Source organism: Halomonas sp. H33-56 (assembly GCF_040147035.1).
In the GTDB taxonomy this organism is placed as follows: Bacteria; Pseudomonadota; Gammaproteobacteria; order Pseudomonadales; family Halomonadaceae; genus Halomonas; species Halomonas litopenaei.
Map to the genome: position 1 here is coordinate 1,736,066 of NZ_JAMSHP010000001.1, position 18,756 is coordinate 1,754,821.

Consider the following 18,756-nt stretch of genomic DNA (forward strand, 5'->3'; position numbering starts at 1 on the left):
GATGGCCAGGCGCGGCACCTGGCTTGGCGTCGTGCTGCTGGCTGCCCTGGTGGGCGCCGGTGGCAAGGCGCTGTGGTTGTGGCTGGATCGGCCCATCGAGCGAGTGTCCATCGGTGGTGAGTTGCACCACGTGGACGCCAGCTACCTCAAGGGCCAGCTGGCGCCGCTGGTCAGGGGCCGGACCTGGCTGTCGGTGGACCTGGAGGCGCTGCGTGAGCAGGCATTGCAGGTGGGCTGGCTCAAGGAGGTGCGTATTCGTCGCGAGTGGCCCAATGCACTGACCTTCGAGCTCGAGGAGCAGCGCCCGGTGGCGCGCTGGAACGACGATCAACTGCTCAACGGCGATGGCGAGCCCTTTGTCTTTGCCCCGGTGGAGCCGCCCATGGGACTACCGGATATGGCGGGACCCGGTGGCGCTGGTCCCGAGGTGCTGGCCTACTTCGATGACCTGGGGCAGCGGCTGGATAAGATGGGGCTCGGGATCGACCAGCTACGTCTGGAAGCCCGCGGCGCCTGGCGCTTTCAGCTGGACAGCGGCGTCTGGATCATGCTCGGCCGTGGAGATCTGGACGCCCGCCTCGGGCGCCTCGAGGCGGCCTGGCGGCGTGAACTGGGTGAGGTCGCGTCGCACATTCGCTACATCGATCTGCGCTACCCCAACGGCGTCGCCGTGGCCTGGCATGGCGAGACGGAGCCGGTCGATGATGAGGCCGCGACTCGCGGTTAACGAAAAGACGGCATGGATCAGACGCGAGAACGGAATTATATGGCGACACTTTTCCGGCCATCGGCAAAGTTTTCTCGGTTTCTTTTGTTTAAATGTGTCCGTATCGTGGAATGAATGTACGCCCCGGGCTGGTCGAACAAGCGCTATTGTTCCTATAATCGTCCCAGGTTTTTTTATAACAGAGGCAGGTTCCGAGGTAACGGAATCCGTTCAAGGAGATTTCCCGGCTCATGGCAGGTCCATCCAACGTGTCCAATATGGTAGTCGGGCTGGATATCGGAACATCCAAGGTCGTCGCGATCGTGGGGCAACCCACCGACGATGGTGGTATCGAAATTGCCGGTATCGGCTCTCATCCCTCCCGTGGCATGAAGAAGGGAGTGGTGATCAATATCGAATCCACGGTCCAGTCGATTCAGCGTGCGGTTGAAGAAGCTGAGTTGATGGCCGGTTGCGACATACATTCGGTTTATGTGGGCATTGCCGGCAGTCATATCAGTTCCATGAATTCCGACGGGGTCGTGGCGATCAAGGAGCGCGAAGTTGCGCCTTCCGATATCGAGCGAGTGATCGACTCGGCGCGGGCCAGGGCCATTTCCGAAGGGCAGCGGGTGCTGCACGTGTTGCCCCAGGAGTTCGCCATCGACACCCAGGGCGGTATCCGTGAGCCGCTGGGCATGTCGGGTGTGCGTCTGGAGGCACGCGTTCATCTGGTGACCGCCGCACTCAACGCGGTACAGAACATCGAGAAGTGCGTGCGTCGCTGTGGGCTCGACGTCGACGCCATCATCCTCGAGCAGCTGGCTTCCAGTCATGCCGTGCTTACCGAGGATGAGCGTGAACTGGGCGTCTGCATGGTCGACATCGGCGGGGGCACCACCGATATTGCGGTATTCACCGAGGGCGCCATCCGCCACACTGCGGTGATACCCATCGCCGGCGACCAGGTCACCAACGATATCGCCATGGCGCTGCGTACCCCGGCCCAGTACGCCGAGGAGATCAAGGTCAAGTACGCCTGTGCGCTGACCCAGCTGGCTTCCAGCGACGAAATGATAAAGGTGCCGAGCGTCGGCGACCGTCCCGCCAGAGACCTGTCTCGACAGTCGCTGGCCGAAGTGGTCGAGCCGCGTTACGAGGAATTGTTCACCCTGGTGCGCGACGAACTGCGCCGCAGCGGCTTTGAGGATCTGGTCGCCGCAGGGGTGGTGTTGACCGGTGGCACATCGCGCATGGAAGGTGTGGTGGAGCTTGCCGAAGAGATATTTCACATGCCGGTCAGGGTCGCTTGTCCGCAGAATGTGAGGGGCCTGGCCGACGTGGTGCGAAATCCGATTTATTCGACGGGTGTCGGTTTGTTACATTACGCTCTACATGAGGCCCGTCAGGGTCGTGTCCACCAGGGGCAGGGTGGCACCATCTCGTCGCAATCGAGACGCGAGGACGTCTCCCGGCGTGGACCAGAGGAAAGGACTCCGGCGCTGGAAAAGATCAAAGGCTGGTTCAAAGGAAATTTCTGAAAGGGCCGCACAAGCGGCTCAGGAGACGGGGCAAATGTTCGAAGTCGTAGATAGCGCGCCCTCAAGCAGCGCGGTCATAAAGGTCATCGGCGTCGGTGGCGGCGGCGGCAATGCCGTCAATCACATGGTCGAGAGCAGCATCGAAGGGGTGGAGTTCATCTGCGCCAATACCGATGCCCAGGCGCTCAAGCGCGTCTCCGCCAAGACCGTGCTGCAGCTCGGCAGCGAGATCACCAAGGGGCTCGGCGCCGGTGCCAACCCTGACGTGGGTCGTCAGGCCGCGATGGAAGATCGTGAGCGGATCGCCGAGTTGCTCGGTGGCGCCGACATGGTCTTCATCACCGCCGGCATGGGTGGCGGTACCGGCACCGGCGGGGCACCGGTGGTCGCTCAGGTCGCCAAGGAGTTGGGCATCCTGACCGTTGCGGTGGTCACCCGCCCGTTCCCCTTCGAGGGCCCCAAGCGCATGCGCGCAGCGGAAGAGGGCATGAAGGAGCTGTCCGAGCATGTCGACTCGCTGATCACCATTCCCAACGAGAAGCTTCTGTCCGTGCTTGGCAAGAGCGCGACACTGCTGACTGCCTTCAGCGCCGCCAATGACGTCCTGCTGGGTGCCGTGCAGGGTATCGCCGAGCTGATCACCAGCCCGGGCATCATCAACGTCGACTTTGCCGACGTGCGCACCGTGATGTCAGAGATGGGCATGGCGATGATGGGCACCGGTGGTGCCACCGGCGAAAATCGCGCACGCGAGGCCGCCGAGAAGGCGATCCGCAGCCCGCTGCTCGAGGATATCGATCTGCACGGCGCTCGCGGCATCCTGGTCAACATCACCGCTGGGCCGGATCTGTCGATCGGTGAGTTCAACGACGTCGGCGCCACGGTGCAGGAGTTCGCCTCCCAGGACGCCACCATCGTCGTGGGTACCTCCATCGACATGGACATGACCGACGAACTGCGGGTCACCGTGGTCGCGGCGGGTCTCGACAATCAGGTGTCACGCCAGCAGAAGCCGGCGGCGCAGCAGCAGGTTCGTCGTCCCGAGGCGCGCCAGCGTCCTCAGCAGAGTGCGATCAATCGCGCCCAGGGCGGCGCCGGTGTGGCCGCAGCGAGCAAGCCAGAGGCGCAGGAATCACCGCGACCGCAGGCCGAGAAGCGCAAGTCTCAGGAGTTGGACGATTATCTCGATATTCCTGCCTTCCTGCGGCGTCAGGCGGACTGATCGAGAGCAGAGTGCGCGAAATTTCCGGGGTGCAGGGATCGAAAGGCGATGTTTTTTTGTTGAAACGTCCGTTTGGTGTTATAGTGAACGGTGTTTGATAACCAACGACTGCCTGGCGACTGCACAATGATCAGACAACGTACCCTCAAGAATGTCATCCGCGCCACGGGCGTGGGACTGCACTCCGGCAAGAAGGTCTACCTGACGCTTCGCCCCGCGCCGGTGGACACGGGCATTGTGTTCGTGCGCACCGACCTCGAGCCGGAGGTCCGCATTCCCGCCCAGGCGTTGAATGTGACCGACACCACTCTCTGCACCGCCCTGTCTCAGAATGGTGAGAAGGTCGCGACCGTGGAGCACCTGATGTCCGCCTTCGCGGGTCTCGGCATCGACAATGCCTACGTCGATGTGAGCGCGCCCGAAGTGCCGATCATGGACGGTAGTGCCGGACCCTTTGTGTTCCTGATCCAGTCCGCCGGGATCCAGGAGCAGAGCGCGGCCAAGAAGTTCATCCGCATCAAGCGTGAGATCAAGGTCAGCGAAGGCGACAAGGAAGCCGTCTTCCTGCCCCATCAGGGCTTCAAGGTCTCCTTTGCCATCGACTTCGATCACCCGGTGTTCGAGGACCAGAAGCAGACCGCCATGGTCGACTTCTCCACGACGTCCTTCGTCAAGGAGGTGTCTCGCGCGCGGACCTTCGGCTTCATGCGTGATCTCGAGTACCTGCGCTCGAACAACCTGGCGCTTGGTGGCAGCCTCGACAATGCCATCGTGGTGGACGACTACCGCATCGTGAACGACGGTGGTCTGCGCTACGACGACGAGTTCGTCAAGCACAAGGTGCTGGACGCCATCGGTGACCTTTACCAGCTCGGTCACAGCCTGATCGGCGAGTTCCGTGGCGTGAAGTCCGGTCACGCGCTGAACAACCAGCTGTGTCGTGCGCTCATCGAGCAGCCCGAGGCCTGGGAGATCGTGACCTACGAGAGCGAAGCCGAATCGGCGCCGATTTCCTACGCGGCACCGGCCATGGCGTGATGCGAGCCTCGGTGATGGCCAGGCCAAGGTTAGCCCCGCAGATCGCCAGTCTTCCGTAGCAACTTGTCTTCGGCCATCACTCGCTTGAACGCCGCCCCTCGGGGCGGCGTTCTGCTGTCTGGGGTTTCATGTTCGCCTCATGTTCACGTCGTGTTCGGCGTCGCCAAGCGGCGCGGGCAGGGTCGGGAGGCCGCGGCGATTCATGCGCGGGGAGCGCCGATGGCGTTAGGCGTCGTCTTTCCCTGAAGGCGATTCGGCGTGGGCCGCCAGGCGCTCCAGGGCGCGCTTGAGTCGCGGATCCTCGACATCGGCGGCGCAGCTCGAGAGCTCGTCACCGGCCTGGGCGGGCAGGCGCCTTACCTGGCGCGGCGCAACCTTGGCCGGGCGCACTGGGCGTACCTTGAGGTGGAAGCCGGTCACCGCCTGGAACTCCGGCAACTGGTGCAGGCAGTCGAGCAGACGCGGCTGCTCGTAGCGCAGACGGGTCAGCCAGGCTGCGCCATCGGTGATCAGGGTCAGGCGGCCGTCACGGAAGCCACCGACAAACAGGTGTTCCGCCAGGGTGGGCGAGAGTTCATTGCGCAGATGCTCCTGAGCGCGCTCGATCAGGCGCGCCATGCGCATCAGTCCGCCCAGTTCGCCGCGGCCCTGAAGAAGCCCTGTCATGGACTGGGCGCGGAACCGCTTAACCTTTATACTCATGTGCTTGTGTCTTGGGATGCCCCAGGATCAATGAATTTGTTGCTCGGCGGCGTTCGTCTGTGGAACGCAGGTGTCATGGCCGTTTGCATGATGGCCGCTCGAGTGATGGGCAGCCGGCATGGCGCCGGCCCGAGACTAGCACGCCAGGGAGTTCCCCGACAGCATGACTGCCATCGACCCACATCGCTGCTGCCCCCGCGAGGCTCGTGCCCGTCGGGTGGCCAGATGGTGGTTGGCAGGGCTGCTGGTGGGCTGCCTGCTGCCGGCGAGCCTGAGCGCCGCCGAATCTCCCCGAGCCACCGAGCGACTGGTGCAGATCTGCATCATGGCGCCGGCGGTCATCCGGGCCCATACCATGCTCAAGGCCTGCCGCCATCGGCTGGCCCGACATCCCCTCAAGACCCTGCCCAAACCATCGTCCCCGTCGGTGGCCTGGTCGGCGCCAATGCTGGTGCCGGTGGCCGCCCTCGACGTGGTGTCCCGCCGGGGTCCTCCTGACATCGCCTGAATTCGATGAAGCGTGACGGTCGCCAATGCCTGGCGGCCTCTTTTTCAGGTTCCAGATTTCAGGAAGTTTCATGATCAATTCTCTGCTGCGTAAAGTCGTCGGCTCCAAGAACGACCGCGACGTCAAGCGCATGTCCCGCCAGGTTCGCGCCGTCAATGAGCTCGAGCCGAGCCTCGAAGCCCTCGACGACGCTGCGCTGGCCGCCCGCACCGCTGAGTTCCGTGAGCGTCTGGCGGCCGGTGAGTCGCTCGATGCCCTGTTGCCCGAAGCCTTTGCCACCGTGCGCGAGGCCAGCAAGCGGGTGATGGGCATGCGTCACTTCGACGTACAGCTGATCGGCGGCATGACCTTGAACCGCGGCCGGATCGCCGAGATGAAGACCGGTGAGGGCAAGACCCTGGTCGCGACCCTGGCGGTGTACCTCAACGCCTTGCCCGGCAAGGGCGTGCACGTGGTCACGGTCAACGACTACCTGGCCCGGCGTGACGCCAACTGGATGCGCCCCCTGTACGAGTTCCTCGGCCTGTCGGTAGGCGTGATCTACTCCGGCCAGACCTCCGAGGAGAAGCGTGACTCCTACGCCTGCGACATCACCTACGGCACCAACAACGAGTTCGGCTTCGACTACCTGCGCGACAACATGGCGTTTTCGCTGGAAGACAAGGTTCAGCGGGAACTGCACTTTGCCATCGTCGACGAGGTGGACTCCATCCTTATCGATGAGGCGCGCACGCCGCTGATCATCTCCGGTGCGGTGGACGAGAACACCGAGCTGTACAAGGTGGTGGATCGGCTCGCCAGGGAGCTCACGCCCTGCACCGACGAGGAAGATCCCGAAAGCGGCGACTTTACCCTCGACGAGAAGCAGAAGCAGGTCGAGGTGACCGAGCGCGGGCACCACAAGGTCGAGGAGCTGATGCGCGCCCAGGGGCTGCTCGGCGAGGACGACTCGCTCTACGCCGCCCAGAACCTCAACCTGTTGCAGCATATGCACTCGGCGCTGCGTGCGCGCCACCTGTACCACCCTGACGTCGACTACATCGTCAGCGAGGGACAGGTGGTCATCGTCGACGAACACACCGGGCGTACCATGCCGGGCCGTCGCTGGTCAGAGGGCCTGCACCAGGCGGTGGAAGCCAAGGAGGGTGTGACCGTCCAGCGCGAGAGCCAGACCCTGGCCTCCACCACCTTCCAGAACTACTTCCGCCTGTACGAGAAGCTGTCCGGGATGACCGGTACCGCCGATACCGAGGCCTTCGAATTCCGTCAGATCTACGGGCTCGATGTGGTGGTCATCCCCACCAACAGGCCGCTGGCGCGCAAGGACATGAACGACCTCGTCTACCTCAGCGCCGAAGAGAAGTTCGAGGCGATCATCGAGGACGTCAAGGTCCAGGTCGAGGCCGGCCGTCCGGTGCTGGTGGGTACCGCGTCCATCGAGACGTCCGAATACCTGGCCGAGTTGATGCGCAAGGCGGGCATCGACTTCAACGTGCTCAACGCCAAGCAGCACCAGCGCGAGGCCGAGGTCATCGCCCAGGCCGGGCGCCCAGGTGCGGTGACCATCGCGACCAACATGGCCGGTCGTGGTACCGATATCGTGCTCGGCGGCAACTGGGAGGCCGAAGCGGCCAAGCTGGAAAACGCCAGCGACGCCGAGGTCGAGGCATTGAAGGAGGCCTGGCGCGAGCGCCACGAGGCGGTGCTGGCCGCCGGTGGTCTGCACGTCATCGGCTCCGAGCGCCATGAGTCACGGCGCATCGACAATCAGCTGCGTGGTCGTAGTGGCCGCCAGGGCGACCCGGGCTCGACCCGCTTCTTCCTGTCGCTGGAAGACAACCTGATGCGTCTGTTCGGTTCCGAACGGGTGCAGAAGCTGATGCAGGCGCTTGGCCTGGAGCGGGGCGAGGCCATCGAGCACAAGATGGTGTCCAACGCCGTCGAGCGTGCTCAGAAGAAGGTCGAGGGACGCAACTTCGATATCCGCAAGCAGCTGCTCGAGTACGATGACGTGGCCAACGATCAGCGTCGCGTGATCTACGAGCAGCGCAACGAGATCCTGGCCGCCAGCGACGTCTCCGACAACGTCATGGGCATTCGTGAAGAGGTGCTGGACGAGGCCATCAGTGCCTACGTGCCGCCCCAGAGCCTGCCCGAGCAGTGGGACCTGGCGGGGCTCGAGGCTCACCTCAAGAGCGAGTACCAGTTGGACGCGCCGGTGGTGCAGTGGGCCGAGGAGGACGAGCGCTTCCACGAGGAGCAGCTGCGCGAACGCCTGCAGACCCAGCATCGCGAGACCTACCAGGCCAAGGTCGCCATCGCTGGCGAGGAGCTGATGCGGCGCTTCGAGAAGCAGGTCATGCTGCAGGTGCTGGACACCCGCTGGAAGGAACACCTGCAGTCCATGGACCATCTGCGTCGTGGTATCCATCTGCGTGGCTACGCTCAGAAGAATCCGAAGCAGGAGTACAAGCGCGAATCCTTCGAGCTGTTCCAGAACCTGCTGACCAATATCAAGGCCGACGTCACCCGTATCCTCAGTCACGTGCAGGTGCGTGCCCCCGAGGAGGTGGACGCCCTGGAGCGTCAGCGTCGCGAGGCCCTTGCGCGCGAGAGCGCCCAGGCGGCCAGTCGCCACGACGCACCTGCCGCGACGGACGCCGAGATGGCCGACGAGGGCGGCGAGCGTCACGTCAACGAGGTTGCCGATCAGCGCCCGGTGCGTCGAGACGCCCCCAAGGTTGGCCGCAATGATCCCTGCCCCTGCGGCTCCGGCAAGAAGTACAAGCAGTGCTGCGGCAAGCTCAGCTGAGCAAGCCTCGCAACCCATGACGACGGCGACCCCGGGCTTCAAGGCCTGGGGTCGTCTTTGACGCAAGGAGAAAACAATGGCAGTCGGTGACAGCATTTTTCCGGCAATGGGGCCGATCCCCGGGGTTCGCCTGGGCAGTGCCATGGCAGGCATCAAGAAGCCGGGCCGGCGTGATCTGGTGGTGATCGAGGTGGCCCCGGGCGCCAGGGTGTCCGGCACCTTTACCCGCAACGCCTTCTGCGCGGCGCCGGTCCATGTGGCCCGCCAGCATCTGGCCGCGGGCGACGCGGTTCGCTACCTGGTCATCAATACCGGCAATGCCAACGCCGGCACCGGCGAGATCGGCATGCGCGACGCCCACGCCACCTGTCAGGCGCTGGCCGAACTCGCCGAGGTGTCGGCCGACCAGGTGCTGCCGTTCTCCACCGGCGTGATCGGCGAACCGCTGCCGATGGAGCGACTTCTCGGTGGCCTGCCAGAGGCGCTCGACCAGCTCGACGACGGTGGCGACGCCTGGGCTCGGGCGGCCGAAGGCATCCTCACCACCGACACCCGGACCAAGGGCGCGACCCGCCAGGTAACGCTCAAGCAGGGCACTGTCACCCTCAATGGCATCGCCAAGGGGTCGGGCATGATCCGTCCCGACATGGCCACCATGCTGGGTTTTGTCGCCACCGACGCGGCGATCGAGTCCGAGCGTCTTGATGCCCTGCTCAGGGAGGGCGTCAAGCGCTCGTTCAACAGCATCACCGTGGACTCCGATACCTCGACCAACGACGCCTGCATGCTGATCGCCACCGGCCAGGGCGCAGCACTCGCCGATGACGATGACGAGCGGATATTTCGTCAGGCCCTCGATGAGGTGCTGGTGGAGCTGGCCCAGGCGATCATTCGCGACGGCGAGGGTGCGACCAAGTTCGTCACCCTGGACGTCAGCGGCGCCCTGAGCGTCGAGGAGGCGCGCGAGGTAGCCTTTACGGTGGCCCATTCGCCGCTGGTAAAGACCGCACTGTACGCCAGTGACGCCAACTGGGGCCGTATCCTCGCCGCGGTGGGGCGTGCCCGGGTCGAGGACTTCGATGTCGATCGGGTGACCATCGATCTGGGCGATGTGCGCCTGGTCGAGAACGGTGGGCGTGCAGAGGGCTACAGTGAGGACGCCGGCAGTGCGGTGATGGCGGCAGAAGAGATCACCATTGCCATCGATCTGGGGCGTGGTGACGCTGCCGCGCGGGTGTGGACCTCCGACCTGTCCCACGACTATGTTTCGATCAACGCCGACTACCGCAGTTGATTCCGCATGGGTTCGTCGGCGGCAGATGAATCTCGGCCAGTGAATCGGTATCCTGTGTCGTTTTTTTGCCTGTCCGGCGGGTAGCGGTGGAGCCGATCCATCGGCGATGCATCAGCGGCAGATGAATCTCGGCGAGCGAATCGGTATCCTATGCCGACTTTATATCGCCCTCCCGACTGAAAACTGGTGCGGGCGTGGCCCGCGAACCGAAGCTGGTATTGTTGAATGAACACTATGGTGAAGAGAAGGGTGCACGTGGCGGCGGCCGCCATCATCAGCCCGAACGGTGACGAAGTGCTGCTGGCCCGGCGTCCTTCCAATGTGGACCACGGCGGCCTTTGGGAGTTTCCCGGTGGCAAGCTGGCGCCCTACGAGACCGGGCTTGAGGCGCTCAAGCGCGAGCTGCACGAAGAACTCGGCATCGAGATTCGTCGCGCCCAACCGCTGATTCGCATCCACCACGAGTACTCCGACAAGCACATTCTGCTCGACGTCTGGCAGGTCAAGGACTTCTCCGGTGAGCCCTTCGGTCGAGAAGGACAGGCGGTACGCTGGGTGCCCATGGGCGAGCTGATTGGCTATCCCTTCCCGGCCGCCAACCTGCCGATCCTGCGTGCGGTGATGCTGCCCTCGGAATACCTGATCAGTGACGAGGAAGCCGACGAGGACGCCTTCGACGCCAAGCTCGAGCGGGCCCTCGAGGAAGATGGCGTGCGTCTGGTTCAGCTGCGCGCCAAGACCCTCGACGAGGACGCCTACGTGGCCCGTGCGGAGCGTGCCCTGGCGCTGTGCCGTCGATACGGTGCCAAGCTGATGCTCAACGGTGAACCGGAGCTGCTCGAGCGGATCGATGCCGATGGTATCCATCTGACCAGCGAGCGGCTGATGGGCCTGGAGCGTCGCCCCATCGCCGAGGCCAAGTGGTTGGCGGCCTCGACCCACGACAAGGCCCAGCTCGACCAGGCCCACGCCATTGGCTGCGACTTCGTGACCCTGTCACCGCTGCGCACCACTCCGTCCCATCCGGAAGTGGCACCGATCGGCTGGCATGACTTCCAGCAACTGGTCGAACGCGCCGGCATGCCGGTCTACGCGCTGGGGGGCATGACGCGCCACGACGCCAGCCATGCCCGCGCCGTGGGGGCCCAGGGGATCGCGTCCATCCGTGACTTCTGGCGCTAGGGCATTGGCGAAAAGGGCCAGCACCGGCCGTTAGCTACCAGATGCAAGAAACCCCGCCAGGAAGACCTGGCGGGGTTTCTTGCGTTCAGGAGCATGTCGTTCCATTGCCGCGTGGCTCTGTTCTCAAGCTCGACGAGCGTCGGCGCTTTTCGTACAAGCCCTGGGCTTTATGCGAGAAGTCGACGAAGCCCGGCTCTTTGGCGGCAAGCCTTAGTCGCGGTAGCGGCGGGTCAGGTCCCCATAGGCGTCGATGCGCCGGTCCCGCAGGTAGGGCCAGATCCGCCGCACGTTTTCGCCATGGTCGAGATCCAGGGTCACCAGCAGGGTCTCGGGCTCGGTGCCGGCGTGGGCCAGCAGCTCCCCCTGGGGCCCGGCGACAAAGCTGCCGCCCCAGAAGTCGATGCCCTCGCTGACCTTCGAGTGATCCTCCTCGTGGCCCACCCGGTTGGCGACCAGCACCGGGACACCGTTGGCCACGGCGTGACTGCGCTGGATCAGCGTCCAGGCGTCCTTCTGGCGCGTCTTTTCGGCGTCGTCGTCGCCCGGCGCCCAGCCGATGGCGGTGGGGTAGAGCAGCAGTTCGGCACCGGCCAGGGCCATCAGGCGCGCGGCCTCCGGGTACCACTGATCCCAGCACACCAGTACCCCGAGCCGGCCCACCGAGGTGTCGATGGGGGTGAACCCTTGTCCGAGAGTGGCGTCATGGTCTCCGGGGGTGAAGTAGAACTTCTCGTAGAAGCCCGGGTCGTCGGGGATATGCATCTTGCGGTAGTGACCCACCGCGCCCTTGGCGCCGTCGTAGACCACCGCCGTGTTGTGATAGATGCCCGGCGCGCGGCGCTCGAACAGCGAGCCCATCAGCACGATGTCGAGCTCCGCGGCGAGTTCGGCCAGTCGTGTGCCGGTGGGCCCGTCCAGCGGCTCCGCCAGGTCGAACAGGGCCGGATCCTCGTACTGACAGAAGTAGTGGGTGGCGTGGAGTTCCTGCAGCATCACCAGTCTGGCACCACGGCCTGCGAGATCGCGGATACTCGCTTCACTGGCGTCAAGGCTTCTGGCCTTGTCGGGCCAGGCGGGTTGCTGGACCAGGCCTACGGTCAATTGGCGCGTCATCGGCGGTCTCCTTCGGCGGTGGTGGTGGCGGCGGCGAGAGCCCCCTGGGGCCACTGCATGGTCAGGCAGTGCAGGCTGCCGTGTTGAACGATGGCGGCGCTGGCGTCCACCGGGATGATATCCCGGTCGGGGAAGGCCCCGGCCAGGGCGTCGAGTGCCGCCAGGTCGTGACGATCGCCGTAGACCGGCACCAGCACCGCCCCGTTGATGATCAGGAAGTTGGCGTAGGTGGCCGGCAGGCGGTGGCCATCCTCGGCGTCATGGCAGGCGCCAGGCCAGGGCAGCGGTACCAGGCGATAGGGCGAGCCGTCGGCGCGGGTCAGCGCCTTGAGCTCGCGCTCCATGGCGGCGAGCTCGGCGTAGTGCGCATCGCTCGGATCATCGCAGCGCACATAGGCGATGGTCTGGGGATCACAGAAGCGCGCCAGGGTATCGATATGGCTGTCGGTATCGTCGCCTTCGAGATGTCCGTGGCAGAGCCACAGCACCCGGTGGATGCCCAGCGTCTCGGCCAGCCAGGTCTCGATATCGGCCCGTGACATCGAGGGGTTGCGGTTGGGATTGAGCAGACAGGCCTCGGTGGTCAGCAGCGTCCCCTCGCCATCGGTCTCCAGGGCGCCGCCCTCCATGATCACCGCGCTATCGCTTGTCGCGCAGGCGATCAAGCCGGCATCCTTGAGCTGGCGGGTCAGGGTGTTGTCGCGATCGGCCGGAAACTTGCCGCCCCAGCCGTTGAAGCCGAGGTCATGGAAGGTAACGCCGTTGCCGTCACCGGTCGCCAGCGGGCCATGGTCCCGGGCCCAGGTGTCGTCGGCGTCGACCACGGTCAGGCGCAGACGCTCGGGTGGCGCGCCTCGGGCCACCAGGCGGCCTGACAGCGCCTCGCCGGTAGCGTGGTCGGGCACCCCGATGATCACGCTCTGATAACGACTGATGATCAGGGCGAGCTGCTCGAGCATCGCCTCGATGGCGGGCAGCGTCGGCGCCCAGTCGCTGTCGCGGCGGGGCCAGGTCAGCTGGACGGCATCCTGAGGGTGCCATTCGGGTAGCAGGCGGGGCATGGGTGATGTCCTGGGGCCAAGAAACGGCGAAATGTAGGCGGCTGTGACCGAAGATGCAAGGATCTCGCAATTCCTCTGCCATGGCGATGCAGTCGCTCGCAAAAAACCGTACCATGACGGCCCGCCGACAAGGAACGAGTCCATGCTTGATCGATTGCCCTTTCTGATCGGGTTGCGTTATGTGCGAGCCAAGCGACGCAACCACTTCATTTCGTTCATCTCGCTGACCTCCATGCTGGGTCTTACCCTGGGCGTGGCGGTGCTGATCCTGGTGCTCTCGGTGATGAACGGCTTCGACCGGGAGCTGCGCCAGCGGGTGCTGGGCATGGTGCCCCACACCCAGATCGAACAGGCCGGTGGGATGACCGACTGGCAGCCCCTGGCCGAGCGCCTGACCCAGCGCGAACATGTCATCGGGGCGGCGCCCTATATCCAGCAGCAGGGCATGTTCTCGGTGGCCGGGCGCAATCAGGGCGCCATGGTCAACGGCATCGAGCCCGAGTGGGAGAGCCGGGTGTCGATCGTCGACGAGAACATGTCGCGTGGCTCGCTGGACGACCTCAAGGCAGGGGAGTGGCACATCGTGCTCGGCTCCATCCTCGCCAACAACCTCAACGTCGACGTGGGGGACAGCGTGACCCTGCTGGTGCCAGAGGCCTCGATCACCCCGGCAGGCGTCTTCCCCAGGCTCAAGCGCTTCACCGTCAGTGGCATCTTCAGTGTCGGTGCCGACCTGGACGCCAACCTGGCCTACGCCAACATCGAGGACATGCAGACCCTGGCGCGCATGGGTGACAGCATTGGCGGGCTGCGTCTGGAGCTCGACGATCTGTTCCTGGCCGGTCAGGAGACCCAGGCCATCGTCAATGAGCTGGGCGGTGGCTATCGCGGCTACGACTGGACCTTCACCCGGGGCAACCTGTTCCAGGCGATCCAGATGGAAAAGCGCATGATCGGCCTGCTGCTGACCGTGATCATCGCCGTGGCTGCCTTCAATATCGTCTCGACCCTGGTGATGGTGGTGACCGACAAGCACGCCGACATCGCCATCCTGCGGACCATAGGCGCCACCCCGGGTTCGATCATGGGCATCTTCATGGTCCAGGGTATCGCCATCGGGGTGATCGGTATCGTCATCGGGGTCGCGCTGGGTATTCTGCTGGCGCTGACGGTGTCCGATATCATTGCCTTCGTCGAGTCGACCCTGGGTATCCACTTCCTCGACGCGGGGGTCTACTTCATCAGTGACCTGCCGTCCCAGCTGATCTGGAGCGATGTCTATCAGATCGTGGGGGCCGCCTTCGTGCTGACTTTCCTGTCCACCCTGTATCCGGCCTGGCGCGCGGCGCGGGTCCAGCCTGCCGAGGTGCTGCGCTATGAATGATTCGGTAATCGCCAAGCCTGGTGTCGAGGCGTCGACCCCCGCCGGCAACGATCTGATGCTCGAGTGCCGCGAGTTGTCCAGGGTCTACGATGAAGGTCCCGCCGACCTGGTGGTGCTCGACCAGCTCGAGCTCAAGGTGCACGCCGGCGAGCGAGTCGCGGTGGTCGGCAGTTCCGGCTCCGGCAAGACCACCCTGCTCAACCTGCTCGGAGGCCTCGACAGCCCCAGCGCCGGCGAAGTACGGGTGGCCGACACCGTGTTGCACAAGATGGGCGACGCCGAGATCGGGCGCTTCCGCAATCGCCACATCGGCTTCGTCTACCAGTTCCACCATCTGCTGGCGGAGTTCTCGGCGCTGGAGAACGTGGCGCTGCCGTTGATCATTCGCGGTAGCCGCAAGCGTGACGCCGAGGACAAGGCGCGTGCTCTGCTGGACAAGGTAGGGCTGGGCCCCAGGGCCGAACACAAGCCCGGCGAGCTGTCCGGCGGTGAGCGCCAGCGTGCGGCGATCGCCAGGGCCTTGGTCACCGATCCCAGCCTGATGCTGATGGACGAGCCCACCGGCAACCTCGACAAGCACACCGCCGCCAGCATCCTGGCGCTGATGGATGAGCTTGCCGCCAGCGCTCGCTGCGCCTTCGTCATCGTCACCCATGACCCGGCCCTGGCCGCCCATCAGGACCGCGTGCTGAGACTCGACAACGGCAAGCTGCACGCCGAGTAGGTCTTTCGCAGCGTCCAGAAGAAGCCAGAAGAAGGCCCCGATGCAATCGCATCGGGGCCTTCTTTCGTAGGGGATTGCTTGTCCGGGCTTTCTCGGCAGACCAGCGGGAACGGCGCCGGGCCGAGCAGGGCCTTTTGCGCAGGCTGAGTCAGTGCGGCTGGGGCAGTGTGGCTGGGTCGATGCGGTTGAGTCAGTGTGGTTGGTTCAGTGCGGCTGGGTCCTGCGGCGTCGCCGGCGCGCGCGTGCCTTCCAGCTGCGTGCCACCTGCCAGCGCCATAGCAGGCGTATCACCAGGTTGGCCAGGCCGCCGACGGCGATCGCCGCCACAAGCGAGCCGATCAGCAGGGACGGCAGGATGTCCAGCAACTGGGACTGCAGCCAGTCGGTGGTCAGCCGATGGGGCGCCTCCAGCGCCGGGCGTTGCATCAGCCAGGCGCCGAGACAGTAGTTGGCGTAGAAGATGATCGGCATCGTCAGCGGGTTGGTGATCCACACCAGAGCCACCGACAGCGGCAGATTGCAGCGTCCGACACGGGCACCGAGGGCGGCAACGACCATCTGACACGGGATCGGCAGCAGCGCGCTGAACAGGCCAACGCTGAAGGCGTTGGCCACGCTGCGGCGCGTCAGCACCCACAGGGCGGGGTCGGCGATCAGGTGCGCCATGAAGCGTAGCGAGCGCTGCCGGCGCAGGGCGTCCGGTGAGGGCAGATAGCGCTTGAGTAGTCGACGCGGCATGGCGAATCAGCTCGAGGCTGCGGATGCGTGGCTATTATCCATACAAGCCGCCGCCCTTGCCATGACGTCGGCCAACGATGGGCATGCGCGACGCCGCCGACAGGCTGCCGGGCTTCGGGGCCCCAAGCCTCCAGGGCTCCAATGCTCCAGGGCTTCGGGGCCCCAAGCCTCCAGGGCTCCAGAGAGAGGGCGATGGAATCTGACGAAGATTGGCAACGATCGATACGTCGGCCGCCAGGCCGCTCCTGTCAAGGCACCTGTTCCCTCTCGCTGGCATGGGCGCTGGCCTTGGGCAGCGTCCTTGGAGGCGCCGGTCTGACGCTGCCCGAGGCCGCCCTCGGCCTGAATCTGCTGACAGCGGCGGCACTGGTATCACTGGCCTTGCGCCGGACGGCGGCGCTGCTGGTGTGTCTGGCCGGGCTGTGGGTGCTTGGCTGTCTGTTGCAGCAGCAGGCGGCCCGCTTGCCCTCGGGGCTTGCCGGGGTGCCGCTGACGGTCGAGGGGCGGGTGTTGGCAAGTCGCCAGAGCGATGGCCTGCAGCGTCTGACCATGAGGGTCGAGAGCTGCCGTCCCCTGGAAGCCGGACTGCCTGACTGCTCGGGACTCGAGCGGATACGGGTCAGTCGCTATAGCCCCATGGACGGCGAGGTCGGGGCCGCGCCGGCAGCAGCGCACACGATAATGGCCGTCGGTGAGCGCTGGCGGTTCGATGTACGACTGCGCCCACCTGGTGGCCTCGCCAATCCCGGGCGCTTCGACTATCGCCGCTGGCTGTGGCGGGAAGGCATCCACGCCACCGGGTCGGTCATCGCACAGCCGCCGCCGCAACGCTTGGCCGCCGCACCCCGGGACCCACGCCGAGTGTTACTGCGACAGCTCGATGGCCAGCCGCTGCATGAGACGACGCAGCGCTGGCTGGCGGCCTTGACCCTGGGCCGTGGCGAGCGGCTCGAGGCCGATGACTGGGCGCTGCTCAACGCCACCGGGACGACCCATCTGGCGGTGGTGTCCGGGCTGCACGTGGGCCTGGTGGCGGCGCTGGCGCTGACCCTGTCGCGACTGGTGGCGCGGTTGATTCAGCCGGGGCGCTGGCGGCTGTTGCGTTGGCCGTGGCTGGCCGCCGCAACGGCCACCACCGGCTTTGTCTGGCTGGTCGGCGCCGAACCGCCGGCGCTGCGGGCACTGGTGATGGTCCTTATCGCTCTTTGGGTGGCCGGGGGGCGGCATTCTCCTTCGCCGTGGCAGGGCTGGGCACTGGCCTGGGCGGTGGTCGTGCTGTGGGATCCTCTGGCGCTGTGGCGCCCCGGGCTTTGGCTGTCCTTCGGTGCCGTGGCCCTGCTGATCCTGATGTGGCAGGGCAGGCAGGTGCCGTCCGGGCTCAAGGGTGCCTTGGCGGCGCTATTGCGTACCCAGCTGTTGCTGGCGCTACCCATGGCGGGTCTGGTGCTGCTGGCGATGGGTCAAGTGGCGCCGTTGGCCCCCTTGGCCAATCTGGTCGCGGTGCCCCTGGTGACGCTGGTGCTGGTGCCGCTGGGGATGCTGGGCTGGGTGCTGTCGACGGTGTCGTCTGAGGCGGCGATGGCGAGCTGGTGGCTGTTCGAAGCGGGCCTTGAGGTGATGCTGGCGTCGTTGCGGATGTTCGCCGAACTGTCACCCGGTCTGTCGCTGCGAGAAGGAGGGCGCTGGACACTCGGTATTCTGCTGCTGGGCCTGGGCGCGCTGCTGTTGCTACCTGGCCTGGGTGCCGGGCTGCGATCAGCAAGCGTCCTGGCACTTGTTGCGGCCATGGCGATGATTCCGGCCTTCGGTGGCAGGCCCGGACCGGGCGAGGTGCGGCTGATGGTCTGGGACGTGGGGCAGGGGTTGATGGTGGAGCTGATCACCGCCCGTCATCGACTGCTGTACGACAGCGGTCCTCGCTTTCGCTCCGGCTTTACGCCGCTGGCGTCCATCTGGGCATCTCCGCAAGCCTTCGACGAGGTGGTGATCAGCCACGCCGACCAGGACCACGCAGGAGGACTCGCCAGCCTGGTGCGCGAGCATCGGGTGGCTCATTGGTGGTACCCCGAGGGCGAGACGCTGGCGCTGTCGGCGCACGCGCCGCGACACCCTTGTCATGCCGGCGAGGGCTGGCGCTGGGACGGTGTCGACTTCACCTTTCTGTGGCCGCCTGCCTCGGCCGGCAGCGCAACGGCAAGCGACGTTGCCGGGCATGGCAGCAATGATCGCTCCTGCGTGCTGCTGGTGAGTACCGCCGGTGGCAGTGTGTTGCTTACCGGCGATGCGGGAAAACGCGTCGAGCGCTTTCTGATTCCTCGCTTGCCGCTGGCGCCTGAGGTACTGGTGGTGGGGCATCATGGCAGCGCGGACAGCACCGGCGAGGCCCTGGTGACGGCCAGGCCGCCCCGCCTGGCGGTGATTTCCCGCGGTGCCTACAATGGCTTCGGTCATCCTGCCGACCAGGTGGTGCGTCGCCTGCGACGCGCCGGCAGTTGCCTGATGGACACCGCTGTGGATGGGCGAGTGAACATCCTCCTGTCGCAGGTCGGGATAGCGGCGGCGCAGGGTATCCATCCCCGTCTGACCGGTGGCGGTGTCGAAGGCCCCTGCCATGGGGTAGAATCGCGGCACTGAATCTCACTGCCCTGTGTGTCGGCCGGCCAGGAGCGACGCCGCGTCCGCTGTCGGCGGCAGACGGCCGTGCGGGCCCGGGTGATCGCCACCTGGCCAT

The 18,756-nt window shown here is 65.5% G+C and carries 15 protein-coding genes; 11 read left to right on the forward strand and 4 right to left on the reverse strand.

The window, feature by feature from the left end; translation table 11 throughout:
- Window position 1 precedes the first annotated feature (1 nt).
- The 4 genes from NFH98_RS07575 to lpxC all read left to right on the forward strand — a co-directional run bounded on the left by NFH98_RS07575 (window position 2) and on the right by lpxC (window position 4,507).
- Window positions 2–727 (forward strand): cell division protein FtsQ/DivIB, encoded by a 726-nt coding sequence (locus NFH98_RS07575; protein WP_108132665.1) that lies wholly within the window; start codon window positions 2–4, stop codon window positions 725–727.
- A 230-nt stretch (window positions 728–957) separates the two neighbouring features.
- Complete coding sequence (gene ftsA, locus NFH98_RS07580) at window positions 958–2,247, forward strand: cell division protein FtsA (protein ID WP_045993382.1); 1,290 nt, start codon at window positions 958–960, stop codon at window positions 2,245–2,247.
- Between the two features lie 34 nt (window positions 2,248–2,281).
- Window positions 2,282–3,469: a cell division protein FtsZ gene (gene ftsZ / locus NFH98_RS07585; RefSeq protein ID WP_124804360.1), complete on the forward strand. Its 1,188-nt coding sequence runs from the start codon at window positions 2,282–2,284 to the stop codon at window positions 3,467–3,469.
- Between the two features lie 126 nt (window positions 3,470–3,595).
- The gene (lpxC, locus tag NFH98_RS07590; protein ID WP_045993384.1) at window positions 3,596–4,507 is read left to right on the forward strand and encodes a UDP-3-O-acyl-N-acetylglucosamine deacetylase; all 912 of its coding nucleotides are present in this window, start codon (window positions 3,596–3,598) and stop codon (window positions 4,505–4,507) included.
- A 225-nt stretch (window positions 4,508–4,732) separates the two neighbouring features.
- Here lpxC and NFH98_RS07595 read toward each other — a convergent pair whose 3' ends face one another.
- The gene (locus tag NFH98_RS07595; protein ID WP_045993385.1) at window positions 4,733–5,209 is read right to left on the reverse strand and encodes a DUF721 domain-containing protein; all 477 of its coding nucleotides are present in this window, start codon (window positions 5,207–5,209) and stop codon (window positions 4,733–4,735) included.
- A gap of 163 nt (window positions 5,210–5,372) precedes the next feature.
- On the opposite strand from NFH98_RS07595, the gene NFH98_RS07600 reads away from it, so the two are divergent.
- The 4 genes from NFH98_RS07600 to NFH98_RS07615 all read left to right on the forward strand — a co-directional run bounded on the left by NFH98_RS07600 (window position 5,373) and on the right by NFH98_RS07615 (window position 11,005).
- Window positions 5,373–5,717, forward strand: a complete 345-nt coding sequence (locus NFH98_RS07600; RefSeq protein WP_222569329.1) for a hypothetical protein — start codon at window positions 5,373–5,375, stop codon at window positions 5,715–5,717.
- Window positions 5,718–5,787: 70 nt separating this feature from the next.
- On the forward strand, window positions 5,788–8,529 hold the full coding sequence (secA, locus tag NFH98_RS07605) for a preprotein translocase subunit SecA (RefSeq protein ID WP_045993387.1): 2,742 nt from the start codon (window positions 5,788–5,790) through the stop codon (window positions 8,527–8,529).
- Window positions 8,530–8,605: 76 nt separating this feature from the next.
- Window positions 8,606–9,823, forward strand: a complete 1,218-nt coding sequence (gene argJ, locus NFH98_RS07610; RefSeq protein ID WP_222516966.1) for a bifunctional glutamate N-acetyltransferase/amino-acid acetyltransferase ArgJ — start codon at window positions 8,606–8,608, stop codon at window positions 9,821–9,823.
- A 234-nt stretch (window positions 9,824–10,057) separates the two neighbouring features.
- Window positions 10,058–11,005: a Nudix family hydrolase gene (locus NFH98_RS07615; protein ID WP_045993389.1), complete on the forward strand. Its 948-nt coding sequence runs from the start codon at window positions 10,058–10,060 to the stop codon at window positions 11,003–11,005.
- Window positions 11,006–11,215: 210 nt separating this feature from the next.
- Here NFH98_RS07615 and NFH98_RS07620 read toward each other — a convergent pair whose 3' ends face one another.
- Both NFH98_RS07620 and NFH98_RS07625 read right to left on the reverse strand, forming a co-directional pair.
- Window positions 11,216–12,118 (reverse strand): carbon-nitrogen hydrolase, encoded by a 903-nt coding sequence (locus NFH98_RS07620; RefSeq protein WP_348827896.1) that lies wholly within the window; start codon window positions 12,116–12,118, stop codon window positions 11,216–11,218.
- On the reverse strand, window positions 12,115–13,179 hold the full coding sequence (locus tag NFH98_RS07625; protein WP_348827897.1) for an agmatine deiminase family protein: 1,065 nt from the start codon (window positions 13,177–13,179) through the stop codon (window positions 12,115–12,117). Before NFH98_RS07625 ends, NFH98_RS07620 begins: the two co-directional genes overlap by 4 nt.
- 142 nt (window positions 13,180–13,321) lie before the next feature.
- On the opposite strand from NFH98_RS07625, the gene NFH98_RS07630 reads away from it, so the two are divergent.
- Both NFH98_RS07630 and NFH98_RS07635 read left to right on the forward strand, forming a co-directional pair.
- Window positions 13,322–14,563, forward strand: a complete 1,242-nt coding sequence (locus NFH98_RS07630) for a lipoprotein-releasing ABC transporter permease subunit (protein WP_045993392.1) — start codon at window positions 13,322–13,324, stop codon at window positions 14,561–14,563.
- The gene (locus tag NFH98_RS07635) at window positions 14,556–15,287 is read left to right on the forward strand and encodes an ABC transporter ATP-binding protein (RefSeq protein WP_045993393.1); all 732 of its coding nucleotides are present in this window, start codon (window positions 14,556–14,558) and stop codon (window positions 15,285–15,287) included. The genes NFH98_RS07630 and NFH98_RS07635 overlap by 8 nt, the downstream gene beginning before the upstream one ends.
- Before the next feature lie 204 nt (window positions 15,288–15,491).
- Here NFH98_RS07635 and NFH98_RS07640 read toward each other — a convergent pair whose 3' ends face one another.
- A complete protein-coding gene (locus tag NFH98_RS07640) occupies window positions 15,492–16,025 on the reverse strand; it encodes a DUF2062 domain-containing protein (RefSeq protein WP_045993394.1) in 534 nt (177 codons plus the stop codon).
- A 288-nt stretch (window positions 16,026–16,313) separates the two neighbouring features.
- On the opposite strand from NFH98_RS07640, the gene NFH98_RS07645 reads away from it, so the two are divergent.
- Window positions 16,314–18,659, forward strand: coding sequence for a DNA internalization-related competence protein ComEC/Rec2 (locus NFH98_RS07645; protein ID WP_349622440.1), 2,346 nt, complete (start codon window positions 16,314–16,316; stop codon window positions 18,657–18,659).
- Window positions 18,660–18,756: the final 97 nt, after the last annotated feature.

Excerpts from the sequence above, each read along its gene's own strand:
- NFH98_RS07575 (WP_108132665.1), top strand. The coding sequence starts at position 2 with ATGGCCAGGCGCGGCACCTGGCTTGGCGTCGTGCTGCTGGCTGCCCTG.
- ftsA (WP_045993382.1), top strand. The coding sequence starts at position 958 with ATGGCAGGTCCATCCAACGTGTCCAATATGGTAGTCGGGCTGGATATC.
- ftsZ (WP_124804360.1), top strand. The coding sequence starts at position 2,282 with ATGTTCGAAGTCGTAGATAGCGCGCCCTCAAGCAGCGCGGTCATAAAG.
- lpxC (WP_045993384.1), top strand. The coding sequence starts at position 3,596 with ATGATCAGACAACGTACCCTCAAGAATGTCATCCGCGCCACGGGCGTG.
- NFH98_RS07595 (WP_045993385.1), bottom strand. The coding sequence starts at position 5,209 with ATGAGTATAAAGGTTAAGCGGTTCCGCGCCCAGTCCATGACAGGGCTT.
- NFH98_RS07600 (WP_222569329.1), top strand. The coding sequence starts at position 5,373 with ATGACTGCCATCGACCCACATCGCTGCTGCCCCCGCGAGGCTCGTGCC.
- secA (WP_045993387.1), top strand. The coding sequence starts at position 5,788 with ATGATCAATTCTCTGCTGCGTAAAGTCGTCGGCTCCAAGAACGACCGC.
- argJ (WP_222516966.1), top strand. The coding sequence starts at position 8,606 with ATGGCAGTCGGTGACAGCATTTTTCCGGCAATGGGGCCGATCCCCGGG.
- NFH98_RS07615 (WP_045993389.1), top strand. The coding sequence starts at position 10,058 with ATGGTGAAGAGAAGGGTGCACGTGGCGGCGGCCGCCATCATCAGCCCG.
- NFH98_RS07620 (WP_348827896.1), bottom strand. The coding sequence starts at position 12,118 with ATGACGCGCCAATTGACCGTAGGCCTGGTCCAGCAACCCGCCTGGCCC.
- NFH98_RS07625 (WP_348827897.1), bottom strand. The coding sequence starts at position 13,179 with ATGCCCCGCCTGCTACCCGAATGGCACCCTCAGGATGCCGTCCAGCTG.
- NFH98_RS07630 (WP_045993392.1), top strand. The coding sequence starts at position 13,322 with ATGCTTGATCGATTGCCCTTTCTGATCGGGTTGCGTTATGTGCGAGCC.
- NFH98_RS07635 (WP_045993393.1), top strand. The coding sequence starts at position 14,556 with ATGAATGATTCGGTAATCGCCAAGCCTGGTGTCGAGGCGTCGACCCCC.
- NFH98_RS07640 (WP_045993394.1), bottom strand. The coding sequence starts at position 16,025 with ATGCCGCGTCGACTACTCAAGCGCTATCTGCCCTCACCGGACGCCCTG.